The 17,404-nt window shown below is 69.0% G+C and carries 12 protein-coding genes; 2 read left to right on the top strand and 10 right to left on the bottom strand.

The genetic code is table 11. The annotated features are described in order from the left end of the window. The first annotated feature begins 41 nt into the window (after positions 1 to 41). Positions 42 to 2,246: a polyphosphate kinase 1 gene (ppk1, locus tag EKG36_RS10915; protein WP_185827538.1), complete on the top strand. Its 2,205-nt coding sequence runs from the start codon at positions 42 to 44 to the stop codon at positions 2,244 to 2,246. A 7-nt stretch (positions 2,247 to 2,253) separates the two neighbouring features. Here the strand turns inward: ppk1 and EKG36_RS10910 are convergent, their stop codons facing one another. From EKG36_RS10910 to rho, 7 genes are all read right to left on the bottom strand, one after another. Then, on the bottom strand, positions 2,254 to 2,766 hold the full coding sequence (locus EKG36_RS10910) for a DUF3087 family protein (RefSeq protein ID WP_126483964.1): 513 nt from the start codon (positions 2,764 to 2,766) through the stop codon (positions 2,254 to 2,256). Positions 2,767 to 2,854: 88 nt separating this feature from the next. Then, positions 2,855 to 3,949, bottom strand: a complete 1,095-nt coding sequence (locus EKG36_RS10905) for a 3-deoxy-7-phosphoheptulonate synthase (protein ID WP_126483962.1) — start codon at positions 3,947 to 3,949, stop codon at positions 2,855 to 2,857. A gap of 524 nt (positions 3,950 to 4,473) precedes the next feature. Continuing rightward, positions 4,474 to 4,602, bottom strand: a complete 129-nt coding sequence (locus EKG36_RS20945; RefSeq protein ID WP_263591145.1) for a hypothetical protein — start codon at positions 4,600 to 4,602, stop codon at positions 4,474 to 4,476. Between the two features lie 41 nt (positions 4,603 to 4,643). Beyond that, the gene (gene folM, locus EKG36_RS10900) at positions 4,644 to 5,357 is read right to left on the bottom strand and encodes a dihydromonapterin reductase (RefSeq protein ID WP_126483960.1); all 714 of its coding nucleotides are present in this window, start codon (positions 5,355 to 5,357) and stop codon (positions 4,644 to 4,646) included. Further along, the gene (locus tag EKG36_RS10895) at positions 5,354 to 6,133 is read right to left on the bottom strand and encodes an NAD(P)H-flavin reductase (RefSeq protein ID WP_126483958.1); all 780 of its coding nucleotides are present in this window, start codon (positions 6,131 to 6,133) and stop codon (positions 5,354 to 5,356) included. Before EKG36_RS10895 ends, folM begins: the two co-directional genes overlap by 4 nt. Then, a complete protein-coding gene (gene ubiD, locus EKG36_RS10890) occupies positions 6,130 to 7,623 on the bottom strand; it encodes a 4-hydroxy-3-polyprenylbenzoate decarboxylase (RefSeq protein ID WP_126483956.1) in 1,494 nt (497 codons plus the stop codon). The genes EKG36_RS10895 and ubiD overlap by 4 nt, the downstream gene beginning before the upstream one ends. A gap of 350 nt (positions 7,624 to 7,973) precedes the next feature. Next, positions 7,974 to 9,233 (bottom strand): transcription termination factor Rho, encoded by a 1,260-nt coding sequence (gene rho, locus EKG36_RS10885; protein ID WP_126483954.1) that lies wholly within the window; start codon positions 9,231 to 9,233, stop codon positions 7,974 to 7,976. 446 nt (positions 9,234 to 9,679) lie between these two features. Between rho and ppx the strand changes: the two genes are divergently transcribed. Continuing rightward, complete coding sequence (gene ppx, locus EKG36_RS10880; RefSeq protein ID WP_126483952.1) at positions 9,680 to 11,218, top strand: exopolyphosphatase; 1,539 nt, start codon at positions 9,680 to 9,682, stop codon at positions 11,216 to 11,218. A gap of 7 nt (positions 11,219 to 11,225) precedes the next feature. On the opposite strand, the gene tilS is transcribed toward ppx, so the two are convergent. From tilS to dnaE, 3 genes are all read right to left on the bottom strand, one after another. Next, entirely contained in the window at positions 11,226 to 12,518 is a 1,293-nt protein-coding gene (gene tilS, locus EKG36_RS10875; RefSeq protein WP_126483949.1) for a tRNA lysidine(34) synthetase TilS, read from the bottom strand. 281 nt (positions 12,519 to 12,799) lie between these two features. Continuing rightward, positions 12,800 to 13,753 (bottom strand): acetyl-CoA carboxylase carboxyl transferase subunit alpha, encoded by a 954-nt coding sequence (gene accA / locus EKG36_RS10870; RefSeq protein ID WP_126483947.1) that lies wholly within the window; start codon positions 13,751 to 13,753, stop codon positions 12,800 to 12,802. A 128-nt stretch (positions 13,754 to 13,881) separates the two neighbouring features. Next, positions 13,882 to 17,388, bottom strand: a complete 3,507-nt coding sequence (gene dnaE, locus EKG36_RS10865) for a DNA polymerase III subunit alpha (RefSeq protein ID WP_126483945.1) — start codon at positions 17,386 to 17,388, stop codon at positions 13,882 to 13,884. Positions 17,389 to 17,404 lie beyond the last annotated feature (16 nt).

Genomic DNA, 17,404 nt, shown 5'->3' with positions numbered 1-17,404 from the left:
CGCCGGAGGGGAGTCGCCTCCGGTCCACGACAGGGAACCCCATGGACGAATCGCGCCGCCCCGACACGCCCTCCGTCCCGGACAACGCGTCCGGCGGCGAGATCATCAGCGAGGCTCCCGCCCCGCGCCTGAACCAGACCCGCACCGGCATCAAGCCCAAGGCGCTGCCGGATCCCGAGTCCGACCTCACTGACCCGGGACTGTACTTCAACCGCGAGCTGTCACACCTGCAGTTCAATGTGCGGGTGCTGGAGCAGGCCCTGGACGAGGCACACCCGCTGCTCAACCGGCTGATGTTCCTGCTGATCTTCTCGTCCAACATGGACGAGTTCTTCGAGATCCGGGTCGCCGGCCTGAAGAACCAGATCATGGTCGGCGACGAGACGCCCGGGAGCGACGGCCGTCCGCCGCGCTCGGTGCTGGCCGAAATCTCCCAGATCGCCCACGCCCAGGTGGAGCGCCAGTACCGCATCCTCAACGAGGCGCTGATCCCCGCTCTGGAGGCCCAGGGCCTGCGCTTCCGTCGCCGCGGGGATTGGACCGAGGCCCAGCGCGCCTGGGTGCGGGACTACTTCGAGACCGAGATCATGCCGGTGATCAGTCCCATCGGCCTCGACCCCTCGCACCCCTTCCCGCGCCTGGTCAACAAGAGCCTCAACTTCATCGTCGAGCTGGAGGGCAAGGACGCTTTCGGCCGCGAGGGCGGCCTGGCCATCCTGCCGGCGCCACGCTCGCTGCCCCGCATCATCGCCCTGCCCGGCGAGCTCTGCGAGAAGGGCTTCAGCGAGTACGCCTTCCTGTCGTCGATGATCCACGCCCATGCCGAGGAGGTGTTTCCCGGCATGAAGGTGCGCGGCTGCTACCAGTTCCGCCTGACACGTAACGCCGACCTGTCGGTGGATCCGGAGGACGTCTCGGACCTGGCCTCGGCGCTGCGCGGCGAGCTGCTCTCACGGCGCTACGGCAGCGGCGTGCGCCTGGAGGTGGCAGACAACTGTCCCGACGACCTGGCCGAGTTCCTGCTCCGGCAGTTCGAGCTCGATGAGGCCGATCTCTACCGGGTCAACGGGCCGGTGAACCTCACCCGCATGATGTCCGTACTCGGTGACGTGGATCGCCCCGAGCTGCTCTATCGCTCCTTCACGCCCGGCCTGCCCAAGGCGCTGAAGAAGCGCGAGAGCGTGCTCCAGGCCATGGCCGAGGGCGACATCCTGCTGCATCACCCTTTCCACTCCTTCTCGCCGGTGGAGGAGATGCTGCGCGAGGCGGCCCGGGATCCGGAGGTGCTGGCCATCAAGCAGACCCTCTACCGCACCGGCGCCGACTCGCCCATCGTCAACGCCCTGGTGGAAGCCGCCGGCAACGGCAAGGAAGTCACGGTGGTGATCGAGCTGCGGGCGCGTTTCGACGAGGCCGACAACCTCGCCCTGGCCTCGCGTCTGCAGGAGGCCGGGGCCATCGTCATCTACGGGGTGATGGCCTACAAGACCCACGCCAAGATGATGCACATCGTGCGCCGCGAGAAGGGCCAGCTGCGCCACTACGCCCACCTGGGCACCGGCAACTACCATTCCAAGACCGCCAAGCTTTACACCGACTACAGCCTGCTCACCGCCGATCCGGTGCTCTGTGCCGACGTGCACAAGGTCTTTCAGCAACTCTCCGGCATGGGCCGCGCCCGCCAGATCGAGAAACTGCTTCACGCGCCCTTCACCCTCCATGAGCGACTGGTGGCGATGATCGACCGGGAGGCCGAGCATGCCCGCAAGGGCAAGCGGGCCCACCTGATTATCAAGTGCAACTCGGTGACCGAGCCCAAGCTGATCCAGGCCCTCTATCGGGCCGCCCAGGCCGGCGTGGAGTGCGACCTGATCATCCGCGGCATGTGCTGCCTGCGCCCCGGGTTGCCGGGTATCTCCGAGTCCATCCGGGTGCGCTCGATCATCGGACGCTTCCTCGAGCACACACGGGTCTTTCACTTTCACAACGACGGCAAGCCCGAGACCTGGGGCTCAAGCGCCGACTTCATGGCGCGCAACATGTTCCATCGGGTGGAGACCTGTTTCCCGCTGCTCGACAAGAAGCTGGCGGCCCAGGTGCGCAAGGACCTGGAGACCTACCTGGTGGACAACTGCCAGAGCTGGCTACTGCAGGCTGACGGCACCTACGTCAAGCAGACCCCTGGCGAGGCGGCCCCCATCAGCGCCCAGGAGACACTGCTCTACGCCTACGCCGCCCGGGTCTAGGCCCGGCTCATCCGCGGCGGAAGGCGCTGAGGTCCGCCTCGTCGAGGCCCTCGACCCGCTCCGGCAGGCTGCGGGCCCGCCGGGCCAGGCGCAGGGCCTGACGTTCGGCCAGCAGCTCGGCATCGTCGTCCAGGGTTCGCCCGTCGAGCTCGCCCAGCTGCGCCATGCCCTGGTGGTAAAAGGCCAGCACCGCCAGGGCCCGCTCGTCGCCTTCGGCCATTCCCCGGCGCAGGGTGGGCAGGTAGCCACTCACCTTCGAGAGCTGCTGCTTGAGCCGCCAGCCATAACGCACCGGGCCCAGCCAGGGCCGTTCGCGCAGCGCGGCCAGCACCAGGCTGGTGGCCACCAGCCCCAGCAGCACGCCCAGGGCATTGAGCCAGAGACTCGGCGTAAAGGCAGTGCCGAGCAGTTGGGTGAAGACCAGGCCGAAGACGATCAGCTGACCGGCCATGGCCAGGCCAACCAGGCGGGAAGTCCGGCGGTAGGTGTGGGGATCGTGGGACTCGAAGCGAAACGACATGGGGTGGCCTTGGCGATGAGGGACGATGCCGGGATTATCACGGCATCGTCGCCTGGCGTACAGTCGGCGCCGTCACCCGGCAGCCCGGCTAGCCTCGCCCGTCGACACTGGCCCCCCGCAGGCGTTCCGCCGCGGTCGTCAGCAGGTGCTCGGTGGTCTCCCAGCCGATACAGGCGTCGGTGACCGAGACCCCGTAGCGCAGCTTTCCCGGGACCAGCGGCTGCTTGCCCTCGTGGATATGACTCTCCAGCATCAGCCCGACCAGGGCGCAGTCGCCGGCCAGGCGCTGCCCCAGGACGTCGAGCATCACCTCGCTCTGGCGACGATGGTCCTTGCGTGCATTGGCGTGGCTGCAATCGACCATCAGCCGAGGGGCCAGGCCGGACGCCTCCAGTGCCCGACGGCTGGCGGCCACCTCGGGCGCCCGGTAGTTGGGCTCGCCGTGGCCGCCGCGCAGCACTACGTGGGTATGCGGGTTGCCCGGAGTCTCGCGCACCATCGGCCGGCCATCCGGTGCCATGGCGAAATGCTGGTGGGGATGGGCCGCGGCGCGCATGGCATCGATGGCCACCTGCAGGTCGCCGCTGGTGGCGTTCTTGAAGCCCACTACGGCCTCGAGGCCGCTGGCCATCTCGCGATGCAGCTGGGACTCGGTGGTGCGAGCGCCGATCGCCACCCAGGCCAGCAGGTCGTCCAGGTAGGGGGCGAGCATCGGCTGCAGCAGCTCGGTAGCCACCGGCAGCCCCAGCGCGGCGATCTCGCGCATCAGCGAGCGCGACAGCGTCAGGCCCCGGGCCAGGTCACCTCGACCGTCCAGGTCCGGGTCATAGGCCAGGCCCTTCCAGCCCACGGTGGTGCGGGGCTTCTCCACGTAGACCCGCATTACCGGCAGGATGCGATCCTCGATCTGCGGGGCCAGCGCCGCCAGCCGCCGGGCATACTCCAGGGCGGCTTCAGGGTCATGGATCGAGCAGGGGCCGACCACCACCAGCAGTCGGTCGTCGCGGCCCGCGAGGATCTCGCGGATGGCCTGGCGCTGGCCCTCGATGCGCCGGGCCAGGGCCGGCTCGAGCGGCAGCGCCCGATGCAGGGCCTCGGGGGTGGGCAGCTGGGGGGTGGTGTCGCGACGGGCCTCGGTAGCGTCGCTCAGCGAATGGCAGGCAAGGGAAACGGGGGCGTTCATGGGGGTCAACTCCGTGAGCGGGAACATCGGCTGGTCGTCATGCCACCGGCAGTCTCACGGTCGGAGGTGGCGCCCTGGCCCGACCGCGTATCGCTAAATCGCCAACCATAGCCATAATAGTCCCGTCCCAGGGTGCAGAACTCGGCGTGGGCGCGATGCGATGCGGTCATGGATCGTCTCCTGTCGTCGTGTCTCGGGGCCTGCAATGCAGAACCCCCGGGCGGGTTGGCCGTCCGGGGGTTCTGTGGTCGGAGGCAACCCTGGGCGGGGCGTGCCTCGCGGCGTGGTCCTTGATGCTGGGTCAGGACACGGCCGCCGGCACGCCGGCGCTAAACCAGTAGCCCGGCCAATAGTGAACGAGACCGCTGAACTCCCTCCGATCACGGGAGGCCGCTGCCACGGAGGCAGACAGCGAATCGCAGGGGGTCATGAGTCGGCTCGATACCATGGTCGTCTCCTGAGGTCTGTTGTCATCCTGCCGTCTCGCGGAGCGGATGGCAAGGATGACGTGGTCCCCTGGCAGCTCAACCGGTGGCCAGCTGCACCCAGCCGATGGTTGCCGGCAGTGCGCTCATGCCAACCAGCACCGCCAGGCCCAGGAAGACCGCCAGCAGGCCGCTGTCGTCCTTGAAGTTCTCGTCGTGTCCCGCCATGTCATGCTCCTCTCGGGGTGGTCGTCAGGATGACCGGCATTCTAGCGAAGATGCCGGCCGCCATCGACTGGCAGGGTGATCCCGGTCACGTAGCGGTTATCGAGCAGGTAGCGCAGGCTCTGGTGGATGATCCCCGGCCCGGGGATCAGGCCCATGGCGGACTTGGCCCTGGCCTTTTCGGCATAGGCCTCGTCGTCCCCCTCGTTCAGCATGATCATCGCCGGGGCGATGGCGTTGACCTGGATCGAGGGCGCATACATCGCCGCGAAGGACAGGGTCAGGTTCTCGAGTCCGGCCTTGGTGGCGGCATAGGCGGCGTGCTTGCGCGAGCCCTTGCGGGCCACGTAGTCGGTCATGTGCACGATGTCACGCATCGGCTCGCCGCAGGCCTCGAGCAGGTCGCGCGCATGCAGGTTGATCAGGTAGGGCGCCAGCATATGCACCCGGAACAGCCGCTCGAAGTTCTCCCCGGCATCGTCGTCCGTCGTGTCCGGCGCCCAGTCGCTGGCATTGTGCACGATGGCCCGCAGCGACGAGGTCTCGGCCCGCAGCCGCACCAGGAAATCCTGGATGCCGGCTTCGCTGGCGAAGTCGGCCCGCAGGGTGACGATGCCGCGTGCGCGCAGCGCATCCAGGGCAGGACGCTCGCGACGGTAGCTGATGATTACCGGATGGCCCTCGTCGACGAGCCGTTCGGCACAGTGCCGCCCCAGGCGCTGGGCGCCGCCGGTGATCAGGATGGGCGAGGCGCTCATGCCCGCCGCTCCCGCACCAGACTGCCCACCGTCGGCACCAGCGGGTCCCGGGGCGCATAGGCGAAGACGTCGGAAAACACCCGGGATGGCACCAGTCCCAACGAGGCCAGGACGTCGACGCAGGCATAGACCATGCCGGGCGAGCCGGATAGGTAGACGTCATGGGCGGAGACGTCGTCGAGGTTCTCGGCGAGGGCCTCGTCGATCCGTCCCCGGTGGCTGACCACCCGCTCGGCCTCGAAGCCCGCCTCCAGCGGCTGCTCACAGACGCCATGGAAGGTCACGCCCATATGCTGCGCGGCCCACTCCCGGGCCAGGCGCTCCAGGTAGAGGTCGCGGCGTTCCCGGGCGGCCCACCACAGCGAAATGGTGCGCGACGGGTCGGCGTGCAGGGCCGCCTCGACAATGGCCTTCATCTGGGCAAAGCCGGTGCCGGCGGCAACCAGCAGCAGGGGGCGCCCGCTGTCGGGGTCCAGCACGCAGTCGCCGCCGGGCAGGCGCAGGGTCAGGTGCTGGGCCTCCACCAGCAGCTCGCGCAGCCGGGCGGAGTTGCTCCGCTCCGGCCAGTGCTGGATATGCAGCTCGAGCCGGCCGTCGCCGCCGTGGGCGTTGGCAATGGAAAAGGGCACCCAGGTCGCGTCGTCCAGCTGCATCTCGAGGTACTGGCCGGGGTCGTGGGCCATGGCCTCGGCGCGGCCCTCCAGGTGCACACGGAAGACGTCGGGGGTGAGGTCCTCGACCTCGACGACCTGGCAGGTCAGGGTCCTTGCCGTCATGAATGCCTCTTGTCGGTGTCAGGGAATTCGATACCCAGCTCGCCCCACCGCTCGCTGACCCGGGCCTTGACGGCCGCGTCCATGACGATGGGCGTGCCCCACTCGCGGTCGGTCTCGCCGGGCCACTTGCCGGTGGCGTCGAGCCCCATCTTGGAGCCCAGCCCCGCCACCGGCGAGGCAAAGTCCAGGTAGTCGATGGGCGTGTTCTCCACCAGCACCGTATCCCGGGCCGGGTCCATGCGGGTGGTGATGGCCCAGATCACGTCCTGCCAGTCCCGGGCATCCACGTCGTCGTCGAGGACCACCACGAACTTGGTATACATGAACTGGCGCAGGAAGCTCCACACGCCCATCATCACCCGCTTGGCGTGACCGGGGTACTGTTTCTTCATGGTCACCACCGCCATGCGGTAGGAACAGCCCTCCGGCGGCAGGTAGAAGTCGACGATCTCGGGGAACTGGCGGCGCAGGATGGGTACGAAGACCTCGTTGAGCGCCAGCCCCAGGATCGCCGGCTCGTCCGGGGGACGGCCGGTGTAGGTGGAATGATAGATGGCGTCACGGCGCAGGGTCATACGGGTCACCGTGAACACCGGGAAGCTCTCCACCTCGTTGTAGTAGCCGGTGTGATCGCCGTAGGGCCCCTCGGGGGCCGTGTCGTCCGGATGGATGACCCCCTCGAGGATGATCTCGGCGGAGGCCGGCACCTCCAGGTCGGCATGGCCACACCGGACCAGCTCGGTGCGCGAGCCGCGCAGCAGCCCGGCGAAGGCATACTCCGAGAGGCTATCCGGCACCGGCGTCACCGCGCCGAGGATGGTCGCCGGATCGGCGCCCAGGGCTACCGCCACCGGGAAAGGCTCGCCGGGGTGCGCCTGGCACCATTCCTGGAAGTCCAGCGCCCCGCCGCGGTGGGACAGCCAGCGCATGATCAGGCGGTTGCGCGACAGCTTCTGCTGGCGGTAGATGCCGAGGTTCTGGCGCTTCTTGTGCGGTCCCCGGGTGATCACCAGCGGCCAGGTCACCAGCGGTGCGGCATCGCCGGGCCAGCAGTGCTGGATGGGCAGGCGGTCGAGGTCGACGGCGTCGCCCTCGAGGACCACCTCCTGCACCGGCGCCCGCTTCAGGACCTTGGGCCCCATGCTCATGACCTGCTTGTAGACCGGCAGCTTGTCCAGGGCATCGCGGAAGCCCTTGGGCGGTTCCGGCTCCTTGAGGAAGGCCAGCAGCTCGCCGACCTCGCGCAGGGCATCGACCGAGTCCTGGCCCATGCCCAGGGCGACCCGCTTCGGCGTGCCGAAGAGGTTGCCGAGCAGCGGCATGTCGTGGCCCTTGACGTTCTCGAACAGCAGTGCCGGCCCGCCGGCCCGCAGGGTGCGGTCGCAGATCTCGGTGATCTCCAGATAGGGGTCCACCTCGGCGGTGACGCGCTTGAGCTCCCCCTGCTCCTCCAGCGCGGCGATGAACTCGCGCAGATCCTTGTACTTCATGCGGCCTTCCCGTTTGCTGAACGACACACGGCAAAAGGGGCAGCATAGCATGCTGCCCCTCGAGGATGCTGCGAGGGGAAACGGCGCGCGGCGCTCGCCCTCGGAGATATCGCTGCCAAGACGCGGTGGGGCCGTCCGTCACGAGTGGGAGCGGACGGAGCAGGCAGTCGAGCCGGCAGTCAGCGACGACTCGTCAGGACAGACGATGTGGGCGGCTGCGCGGCTCATGGCGCGAGCGACATGGACGTCGCGAATCCAGAGCGCCGCGCGGAATCCGTCACTCAGCTGCTCGACCGGCCTGGCGCCCCGCTGTATTCCCACACCGCATCGTCAAGCGCAGCAGGACACCATCAACGTCGCTTCATGGCCTCGAAGAATTCCAGGTTGGTCTTGGTATCCTTCAGCCGGTCGATGAGGAACTCGGTGGCCGCCACGTCTTCCATGGGGTTGAGCAGCTTGCGCAGGATCCACATGCGCTGCATCTCCTCCTCGGAGGCGATCAGGTCCTCGCGACGGGTGCCGGAGCGGCGGATGTTAAGCGCCGGATAGACCCGCTTCTCGGCCAGCTTGCGGTCGAGGTGGGCCTCCATGTTGCCGGTGCCCTTGAACTCCTCGAAGATCACCTCGTCCATCTTGGAGCCGGTGTCGACCAGCGCCGTGGCGATGATGGTCAGGCTGCCGCCCTCCTCGATGTTGCGCGCCGCGCCGAAGAAGCGCTTGGGCTTCTCCAGGGCGTGGGCGTCGACGCCGCCGGTGAGCACCTTGCCCGAGGAGGGCACCACGGTGTTGTAGGCCCGGGCCAGGCGGGTGATGGAGTCGAGCAGGATCACCACGTCCTTCTTGTGCTCGACCAGCCGCTTGGCCTTCTCGATGACCATCTCGGCCACCTGGACGTGACGCGCCGGCGGCTCGTCGAAGGTCGAGGCCACCACCTCGCCGCGCACCGTCCGCGACATCTCGGTGACCTCCTCGGGCCGCTCGTCGATCAGCAGCACAATCAGGTGGCACTCGGGATTGTTGCGGGTGATGGAGGTGGCGATGTTCTGCAGCATCAGCGTCTTGCCTGCTTTGGGAGGCGAGACGAGCAGGCCACGCTGGCCCTTGCCGATGGGGGCGGTGAGGTCGATGATTCGCGCCGTCAGGTCCTCGGTGGAGCCATTGCCGATCTCCATGCGCAGCCGCTCCTGGGGGAACAGCGGCGTGAGGTTCTCGAAGAGGATCTTGTGCTTGGCGTTCTCGGGCTTGTCGAAGTTGATCTCGCTGACCTTCAACAGCGCGAAGTAACGCTCCCCTTCCTTGGGCGGACGAATCTTGCCGGAGATGGAGTCGCCCTTGCGCAGGTTGAAGCGCCGGATCTGGGACGGCGAGACATAGATGTCATCGGGGCCGGCCAGGTAGGAGCTGTCGGCACTGCGCAGGAAGCCGAATCCGTCCTGCAGGATCTCCAGCACGCCGTCGCCGTAGATAGCCTCGCCGCTCTTGGCGTGCTTCTTGAGGATGGCGAAGATGATGTCCTGCTTGCGGGAGCGTGCCAGGTTGTCGATGCCCATTTCACGGGCGATCTCCAGGAGTTCCGGCACGGGCTTTTGCTTGAGTTCGGTAAGATTCATCGGTGTGTTCAGAAGTTGCTCGTGGAAGCCGGGCAGTCATGCGCCGTATGAGACAGGAGGCGAGACGGTAACGCCGCGTGGATGCGTTCAGAGCCCGGACAGGCTGCCACTCGTCGTGTGCTTCGTATGGCCGTGGGCTGACAACCGCCTGAGAAGGGCTGCCGGGCCAGTTCGGGAGCGAGGGAGCAGGTTCGTTTTCGCCTGAATCAGCGGGTCGTGGCCGAGGGCCAGGATCGCGGGCTGATGCAGTGGGCTATCTGACGACTTGGAAATGACCGCGGCGCAGTCGCCGTGAGCGGTCGGAAAGCATTCGGAACAGGCGAACGCCTCGATATTAGTCAACGCCGTCAGGAAACGCAAGCCTCGCGATTCCCCCCGGCCAAGGCGCGATTGACATGGCCGGGAGCGGCCCGCAACCTTTGCCCAGTCACCCTCAAGGACCCGCCATGACAGCGCCAACGGACCGGTTCGCCGCCACCGCCAGCGAACCTGCGATCGCCCCCGAGCCCCGCCGCCTTGCCGCCATCGACCTCGGCTCCAACAGTTTCCACCTGCTGGTCGCCAACTACCAGGATGATCGGCTGCAGGTGGTCGCCCGACTCGGCGAGAAGGTGCAGCTGGCCGCCGGGCTCGACGAGGACGGTCTCCTCGGCGAGGACGCCATGACCCGGGCCCTGGACTGCCTGGCCCGCTTCGCCCCCTTCCTGGAGGGCATCGGTCGCCGCGACCTGCGCGTGGTGGGCACCAATGCCCTGCGCGACGCCGCGAACAGCCAGGACTTCATCGAACGCGCCGAGGCCCTGCTGGGCACCCGCATCGAGGTCATCGCCGGCCGCGAGGAGGCCCGCCTGATCTACCTGGGGGCGGCTCACGCGGTGGCCGAGGACGGCCGGCGGCTGATCGTCGACATCGGCGGCGGGTCCACCGAGTTCATCATCGGTGAGCGCTTCGAGCCGCTGGCCCTGGAGAGCCTGCGGATGGGTTGCGTGACCTTCACCCGGCGCTTCTTCGACAGCGGCGAGATCACCGAGAAGCGCATGCGCCGCGCCGAGCTGGCGGCCCTCTCGGAACTCGCCAACATCCGCCGCCCCTACCAGACCATCGGCTGGGCCGACCCGGTGGGCTCCAGCGGCACCATCAAGGCCGCGGCCGCGGTGATCGCCGCCGCCGGCCTGGGGCCGGAGGGCGTGATCACCCGCCAGGGGCTGCTCGACCTGCGCAAGCGGCTGATCAAGTGCAAGCGCCTGGACAAGGTCGCCATGGCCGGGCTCAAGGCCGACCGCGCCAGGGTGTTTCCGGCCGGTATCGCCATCCTCGGCGCCGTCTTCGAGGCCTTCGCGCTGGACGAGATGCGCTATGCCGACGGGGCCCTGCGCGAGGGCGTGCTCTATGACATGGTGGGCCGCAACAGCCCCGAGGATTCCCGCCTCAAGACCCTGGACAACCTGTCGCGAAGCTACGGGGTCGACGGCCGCCAGGCGGACAATGTGGCCAGCACGGCCCTCGGCTTGCTCGACCAGGTCCGCGAGGCCTGGGAGCTGGACGACGACCAGGCCCGCTTCCTCGAGTGGGGGAGCCGCCTCCACGAGGTCGGCCTGGCCATCTCCCACAGCCAGTTCCATCGTCACGGCGCCTACCTGCTGGAATACTCCGACCTGGCCGGCTTCTCCCGGCCGGAGCAGCGCCTGCTGGCCTTCCTGGTGCGCGCCCACCGCCGCAAGTTCCCGGCCAAGGAGTGGCAGGCCCTGCCCACTGCCGAGCGGCGCTCCCATGCCCGGCTGGCCCGCCTGCTGCGCCTGGCGGTGATCCTCAACCACTCGCGCCCCGAACAGCCACCGGCCCTGCCGGGGCTCGAGGCCGACGGCGAGACCCTTCACCTGCACCTCGACACGAGCGACGAACCGAACCTGCTGCTCGCCGACCTGGAGCAGGAGGCCGGCTACCAGCAGGCGGTCGGCCTGCCGCTGACCCTGACCACCCGCTGAGCCGGCTTCAGGGTGCCTCCCAGCCCTCGGCACAGGCCAACCAGCCGTCGGGTCGGCCGACCGCCACTACCCGGTCGCCGTGCCAGGCCACCAGCAGCCGGTCGCGCTCCCAGGGCGGCACCCCCCACTCCTGCAACAACCGCTTGAGGTCGCGACGGCCGCGCCCGGCCAGCCGCAGGCGCTCGCCGCCACGCCGCGGGGTCAGGCGCAGCGACACCGGCCCGCCCGCCCGGGAGACGAGGCGCACTCCCAGCCGGCCCAGGGGCGTCGCCAGGGGTGCCTGGCCATCCCAGTCGGCCCGCCACGCCGGCGCCAGCGGGCACGGTGGGGCCATCAGGTGGAGTCGCGCCCGCCAGACCCGCGCCTCGGCGCCGGGCCAGGCCACCCGCACCGCCGCATCGCGGGACGCCGCGAGCTGGTCGAGCAGCGCCGCCAGGCGGCGGGCCGGGGGCCGCGGCAACCCCAGCCGCTCGAGGCAGTGACGCACCAGCAGGCGCCGGCGCGGGGCCGACAGGGCCAGCAGGTCGGCGACCGGCAGGCGCCCGGGGTCACCGCCCAGCCGGGCCAGGTCCTCGGCGGCCAGCTCCTCGAGCAGCCCTTCGGCCTCACCGGCCAGCGCCGCGCTGCGCGCCAGGCCCTCCCCCGCCCGGGGCCAGCGCCCGGCCAGCAGCGGCAGGACCCGGTGGCGCAGGAAGTTGCGGTCCGGGCCCTCCTCGGCATTGCTCGGATCCTCGACCCAGGCCAGGCCCCGCCGGCCGGCCTCGACCTCGAGGGTGGACCGGGACACGCCGAGCAGCGGGCGCGACAGCCGTGCGCCGTCCCGCCCCGGCTCGAGCCTGCGCGCCTCGGGCATGGCGGCGAGGCCACGGGGGCCGGCACCGCGCAGGGCGGCGAGCAGGAAGGTCTCGGCCTGGTCGTCACGGTGCTGGGCCAGCCACAGGGTCTCGCCCTCGCGGACCCGGCGCGCGAAGGCGGCGTAGCGGGCGGCGCGGGCCTCTCCCTCGAGCCCACGGCCCGCCGCCGGGTCGACGCTGACGTGGACGACGTCCAGCGGCACGCCGAGCCGCGAGGCCAGCCATCGACAGTGGCGTTCGAAGGCGTCGGCGGCGACCTGCAGGCCATGATGCACGTGCAGGGCCCGCAGCGGGCGTGGATGGCGGCGGCAGGCGTCGGCGGCGAGGGTCAGCAGCAGGCAGGAATCCAGCCCGCCGGAGAGGGCCACCCAGACGCAACACCCCGGCGGAGTCCGGGCCAGGGCGTCGTCGATCAGGGCTTGCAGGGAGGAGGGCTCGGGGCGCATGGGCAGGGATACCGCTCGGACGAATCGATGGAGGCACTATCGCGCCTCCACCCTACCGCCATGGAGACGTCCGCTTACGTCGCCATTCGCGGAGCCCCCAAGCCGTCGGCCTCCTCGAGCGACGATCAGGGCCAGGCCCGTTCCCGATGGGCCAACGCACTTCCCACATCCCTGTGGGTCGCAAGGCGGAGAAGACCGAAGCCGCGGAGTTTACCGACGGATGAATGAGCAGGATGAGGTCGTCTCCAACACCGCCAGATCGAGCGCAGACAAGCCCGATATCAGACCGGGGCGCCGTAGGACATCAGCCGCTCGTACCGACGCTCGAGCAGGGTCTCGGTGTCCAGGCCCTCCAGTCGGTCGAGGCTCGCCAGCAGCGAGGTCTTGATGCGCTCGGCGGTGGCCTCCGGGTGGCGATGGGCGCCGCCCAGGGGCTCGGGGATCAGGGTGTCGACGAAGCCCAGCTCCTTGAGGCGCTCGGCGGTGATGCCCATGGCCTGGGCCGCGTCGGAGGCCTTCTCGGCGCTTTTCCAGAGGATGGAGGCGCAGCCCTCGGGAGAGATCACCGCATAGGTGGAATACTGCAGCATCGCCAGCTCGTCGCATACGCCGATGGCCAGCGCCCCGCCGGAGCCGCCCTCGCCCACCACGGTGGCGAGGATCGGTGTCTTGAGCCGCGACATCACCCCCAGGTTGTAGGCGATGGCCTCGCTCTGGCCACGCTCCTCGGCATCGATACCGGGATAGGCCCCGGGGGTGTCGATGAAGGTGAGCACCGGCATCTTGAAGCGCTCGGCCATCTCCATCAGGCGGCAGGCCTTGCGGTAGCCCTCGGGACGCGGCATGCCGAAGTTGCGGCGCACCTTCTCCTTGACGTCGCGGCCCTTCTGGTGGCCGATGACCATCACCGGCCGGTCGTCCAGGCGGGCCACCCCGCCGACGATGGCGGCGTCATCGGCGAAGCGGCGATCCCCGTGGAGCTCGTCGAAGTCGGTGAAGACGTGCTCCAGGTAGTCCAGGGTGTAGGGCCGCTGGGGATGACGGGACAGCTGGGACACCTGCCAGGGGGTCAGGTCCTTGAAGATCGACTCGGTCAGCTTGCGGCTCTTGTCCTCGAGCCGGCCGATCTCGTCGCTGAGGTTGACCTGGCTGTCGTTGCCGACCAGGCGCAGCTCCTCGATCTTGGCCTGGAGCTCGGCGATGGGCTGTTCGAAGTCTAGGTAGTTGGGATTCATGGGCTAGCCTTGTCTCGTCGGCCGCGGGACGACCGGGGGAAGCGTCGAATGTGGGGCATTATCGCACCCTCAGTGCACGGCGCAAGGCAAGTCCGGGCCGGCAGCGAGGGGGCGGATCTCGCCGCGGCTCAGCGGTACTTGAGGCGGACACCGTCCTGCCCCTCCACCTCGCGCAGGGCGATCAGCAGCTCGTCGGAAGGGGTGACCTTCCAGTCCTCGGCCAGTTCCAGCCAGCCGGTGGCCTCGGCGTTGCGGTAGCGCAGCCGCACCGGCAAGCCGCTGCCGTCGCGGTAGGGCGCGAGGCTGTCGCGCAGGCTGTCCACCAGGCGGCCGTTGACCCGGGCACCATCCAGGGACAGCTCCACCGCCTGGCCGTAGCGGGTGCGGGCATCGACCATCGGGGTGATTTCCTTGCCGCGTAGCCGCAGCCCCCCCGAATAGTCGTCGCTGGAGACCTCGCCCTCGACGATCAGCACCTGGTCGGTGTCGAGGCGGCCGCGCAGGGCGTCGAAGAGCTCGCCGAACAGCGAGGCCTCGATGCGTCCGGTGCGATCGTCCAGGGTGACGAAGGCCATGGTGTCGCCGCGCTTGGATTTCATGGTGCGCAGGCCCACCACCAGGCCGGCGACCCGCTGGGGCTCCCGGGACGGCTTGAGCTCGCTGATGCGCGTGGAGACGAAGCGCTCGAGCTCCTTCTCGTACTCGTCGATGGGGTGGCCGGTCAGGTAGAGCCCCAGGGTGTCCTTCTCGCCGGCCAGGCGCTCCTTGTCCGACCAGTCGCGCACCCGCCGGTAGTCGGCGTAGGCGTCCGAGTCGCCATTGTCCGGCGCGGCGAAGGCCTCGCCGAACATGTCCATCATGCCGAGGTTCTGGTTGGTCTGGTTCTGGGCCGCCGCCTTCAGGGCATCCTCCAGGGCCGCCGCGAGCACCGCCCGGCTCGGCCCCAGGGTGTCCAGGGCGCCGGAGCGGATCAGCGCCTCCAGAGTGCGCTTGTTCATGCGCTTGGGATCGACCCGCTTGCAGAAGTCGAAGAGGTCACGGAAGGCGCCGCCCTCCTCGCGAGCCTCGACGATGGCGCCGATGGGCCCCTCGCCGACGCCGCGGATGGCGCCGAGGCCATAGACCACCCGCGCCTCGGGATCGACGGTGAACTTGTAGCCGCCGACGTTGACATCCGGCGGGGTCACCGTGAGCCCCAGGTGGCGGCACTCCTCGATCAGCGGCACCACCTTGTCGAGGTTGTCCATCTCGGTGGACATCACCGCCGCCATGAAGGGGCCAGGGTAGTGCGCCTTGAGCCAGGCCGTCTGATACGACACCAGTCCGTAGGCCGCGGAGTGCGACTTGTTGAAACCGTAGCCGGCGAACTTCTCCACCAGGTCGAAGATGTTGCCCGCCAGATCCTTGTCGATGCCGTTGGCCGCGCAGCCCTCCATGAAGCCGGCGCGCTGCTTGGCCATCTCCTCGGGCTTCTTCTTGCCCATGGCGCGGCGCAGCATGTCGGCCTGGCCCAGGCTGTAGCCCGCCATCACCTGGGCGATCTGCATCACCTGCTCCTGGTAGAGGATGATGCCGTAGGTCGGCTCCAGCACCGGCTTGAGCAGCTCGTGCTGATAGTCCGGGTGGGGATAGGAGATCTCGGCCCGGCCATGCTTGCGGTTGATGAAGTCGTCGACCATGCCCGACTGCAGGGGGCCGGGGCGGAACAGCGCCACCAGGGCGATCATGTCCTCCAGCGAGTCCGGCAGCAGGCGCTTGATCAGCTCCTTCATGCCGCGGGATTCGAGCTGGAACACCGCCGTGGTCTCGGCCTTCTTGAGCATCTCGAAGGTCGGCTTGTCGTCCAGCGGGATGGCGTCGATATCCAGCGGTCCCTGCCCCTCGACGGCACGTACCTTGTCGACCATCTCCAGCGCCCAGTCGATGATGGTCAGGGTACGCAGGCCCAGGAAGTCGAACTTGACCAGCCCGGCGTCCTCGATGTCGTTCTTGTCGAACTGCACCACCAGCCCGTTGCCGTCCTCGTCGCAGAGCAGCGGCGAGAAGTCGGTGAGCTTGGTCGGCGCGATCACCACCCCGCCGGCGTGCTTGCCGGTGCCCCGGGTGATGCCCTCGAGCTTGAGCGCCATGTCCCAGATCTCCTGGGCCTCCTCGTCGGCCTCGAGGAAGTCCTTGAGCTGGGGCTCGTCCTCGATCGCCTTGGCCAGCGTCATGCCGACCTCGAAGGGGATCAGCTTGGAGAGCTTGTCGCCCAGCGAGTAGGGCTTGCCCTGGGCGCGGGCCACGTCGCGCACCACCGCCTTGGCGGCCATGGTGCCGAAGGTGACGATCTGCGAGACGGCGTCGCGGCCGTAGCGCTCGGCCACGTACTCGATCACCCGGTCGCGCTTCTCCATGCAGAAGTCGACGTCGAAGTCGGGCATCGACACCCGCTCCGGGTTGAGGAAGCGCTCGAACAGCAGGTCGTACTCGAGCGGGTCCAGGTCGGTGATCTTCTGAGCGTAGGCCACCAGCGAGCCAGCGCCGGACCCCCGCCCCGGGCCCACCGGAACGTCGTTGTCCTTGGCCCACTGGATGAAGTCCATCACGATCAGGAAGTACCCGGGGAAGCCCATCTGCAGGATGATGTCGAGCTCGAAGTCGAGGCGCTGGCGGTAGCGGGCGTCGATCTCGGCGTACTCGGCCCCGTCCCGGGGATAGCGCTCGGCCGGGTAGAGGAAGTCCAGGCGCTCGGTGAGGCCGTCGTGGGAGATCTTGCGGAAGAACTCGTCCTGGGTCATGCCCTCGGGGATCTCGTACTCCGGCAGGAAGATCTCGCCCAGGCGCACGTCGACGTTGCAGCGCGCCGCGATCATGGCGCTGTTGTCCAGGGCCTCGGGAATGTCGGCGAACAGCTCGGCCATCTCCTCGGGGCTCTTGAGGTACTGCTCCTCGGTGTAGCACCGCTCGCGCCGGGGATCGTCCAGGGCCTTGCCCTCGCCGATGGCCACCCGGGTCTCGTGGGCCCAGAAGTCCTCGCGCTCGAGGAAGCGCACGTCGTTGGTGGCCACCACCGGGGTGTCGGTCTCGATGGCCAGGTCCACCGAGAGGTGCACGCACTCCTCCTCCAGCGGCCGGCCGGTGCGGGTGAGCTCCAGGTAGAAGCGCCCGGGGAAGGCGGCCTGCCAGGCCTCGAGCAGACCGCGGGCCTCGTCATGGTGATCGGTGAGCAGGTGCCGCCCGATCTCGCCCTCGCGGCCACCGGACAGGGCGATCAGGCCCTCGCTCTGCTCGAGCACCCAGGCCTTGTCGAGCAGGGCCTGGCCGCCCTGCTGCCCCTCGACCCACCCCCGGGAGATCAGCTCGGTGAGGTTGCGATAGCCGACGTCGTCCATCGCCAGCAGGGTGAGCCGGTAGGGGTGCGCCTCGTCATGCGGGTTCGCCAGCCACAGGTCGCTGCCGATGATCGGCTTGAGGCCGGCACCCTGGGCGCCGCCATAGAACTTGACCAGGGCGAAGAGGTTGGCCTCGTCGGTGAGGGCCAGGGCCGGCGTGCCCTGGGCCACCGCCGCCTTGACCAGCGGCTTGAGACGCACCAGGCCGTCGACCAGGGAGAATTCGCTGTGGACGCGGAGATGAACGAAGGGAGCGGTCATGGCGGACTCGGGGCGT

The organism is Halomonas nitroreducens, from assembly GCF_003966155.1.
Lineage (GTDB): Bacteria > Pseudomonadota > Gammaproteobacteria > Pseudomonadales > Halomonadaceae > Halomonas > Halomonas nitroreducens.
This window is presented reverse-complemented; position numbering and strand designations above follow the sequence as displayed.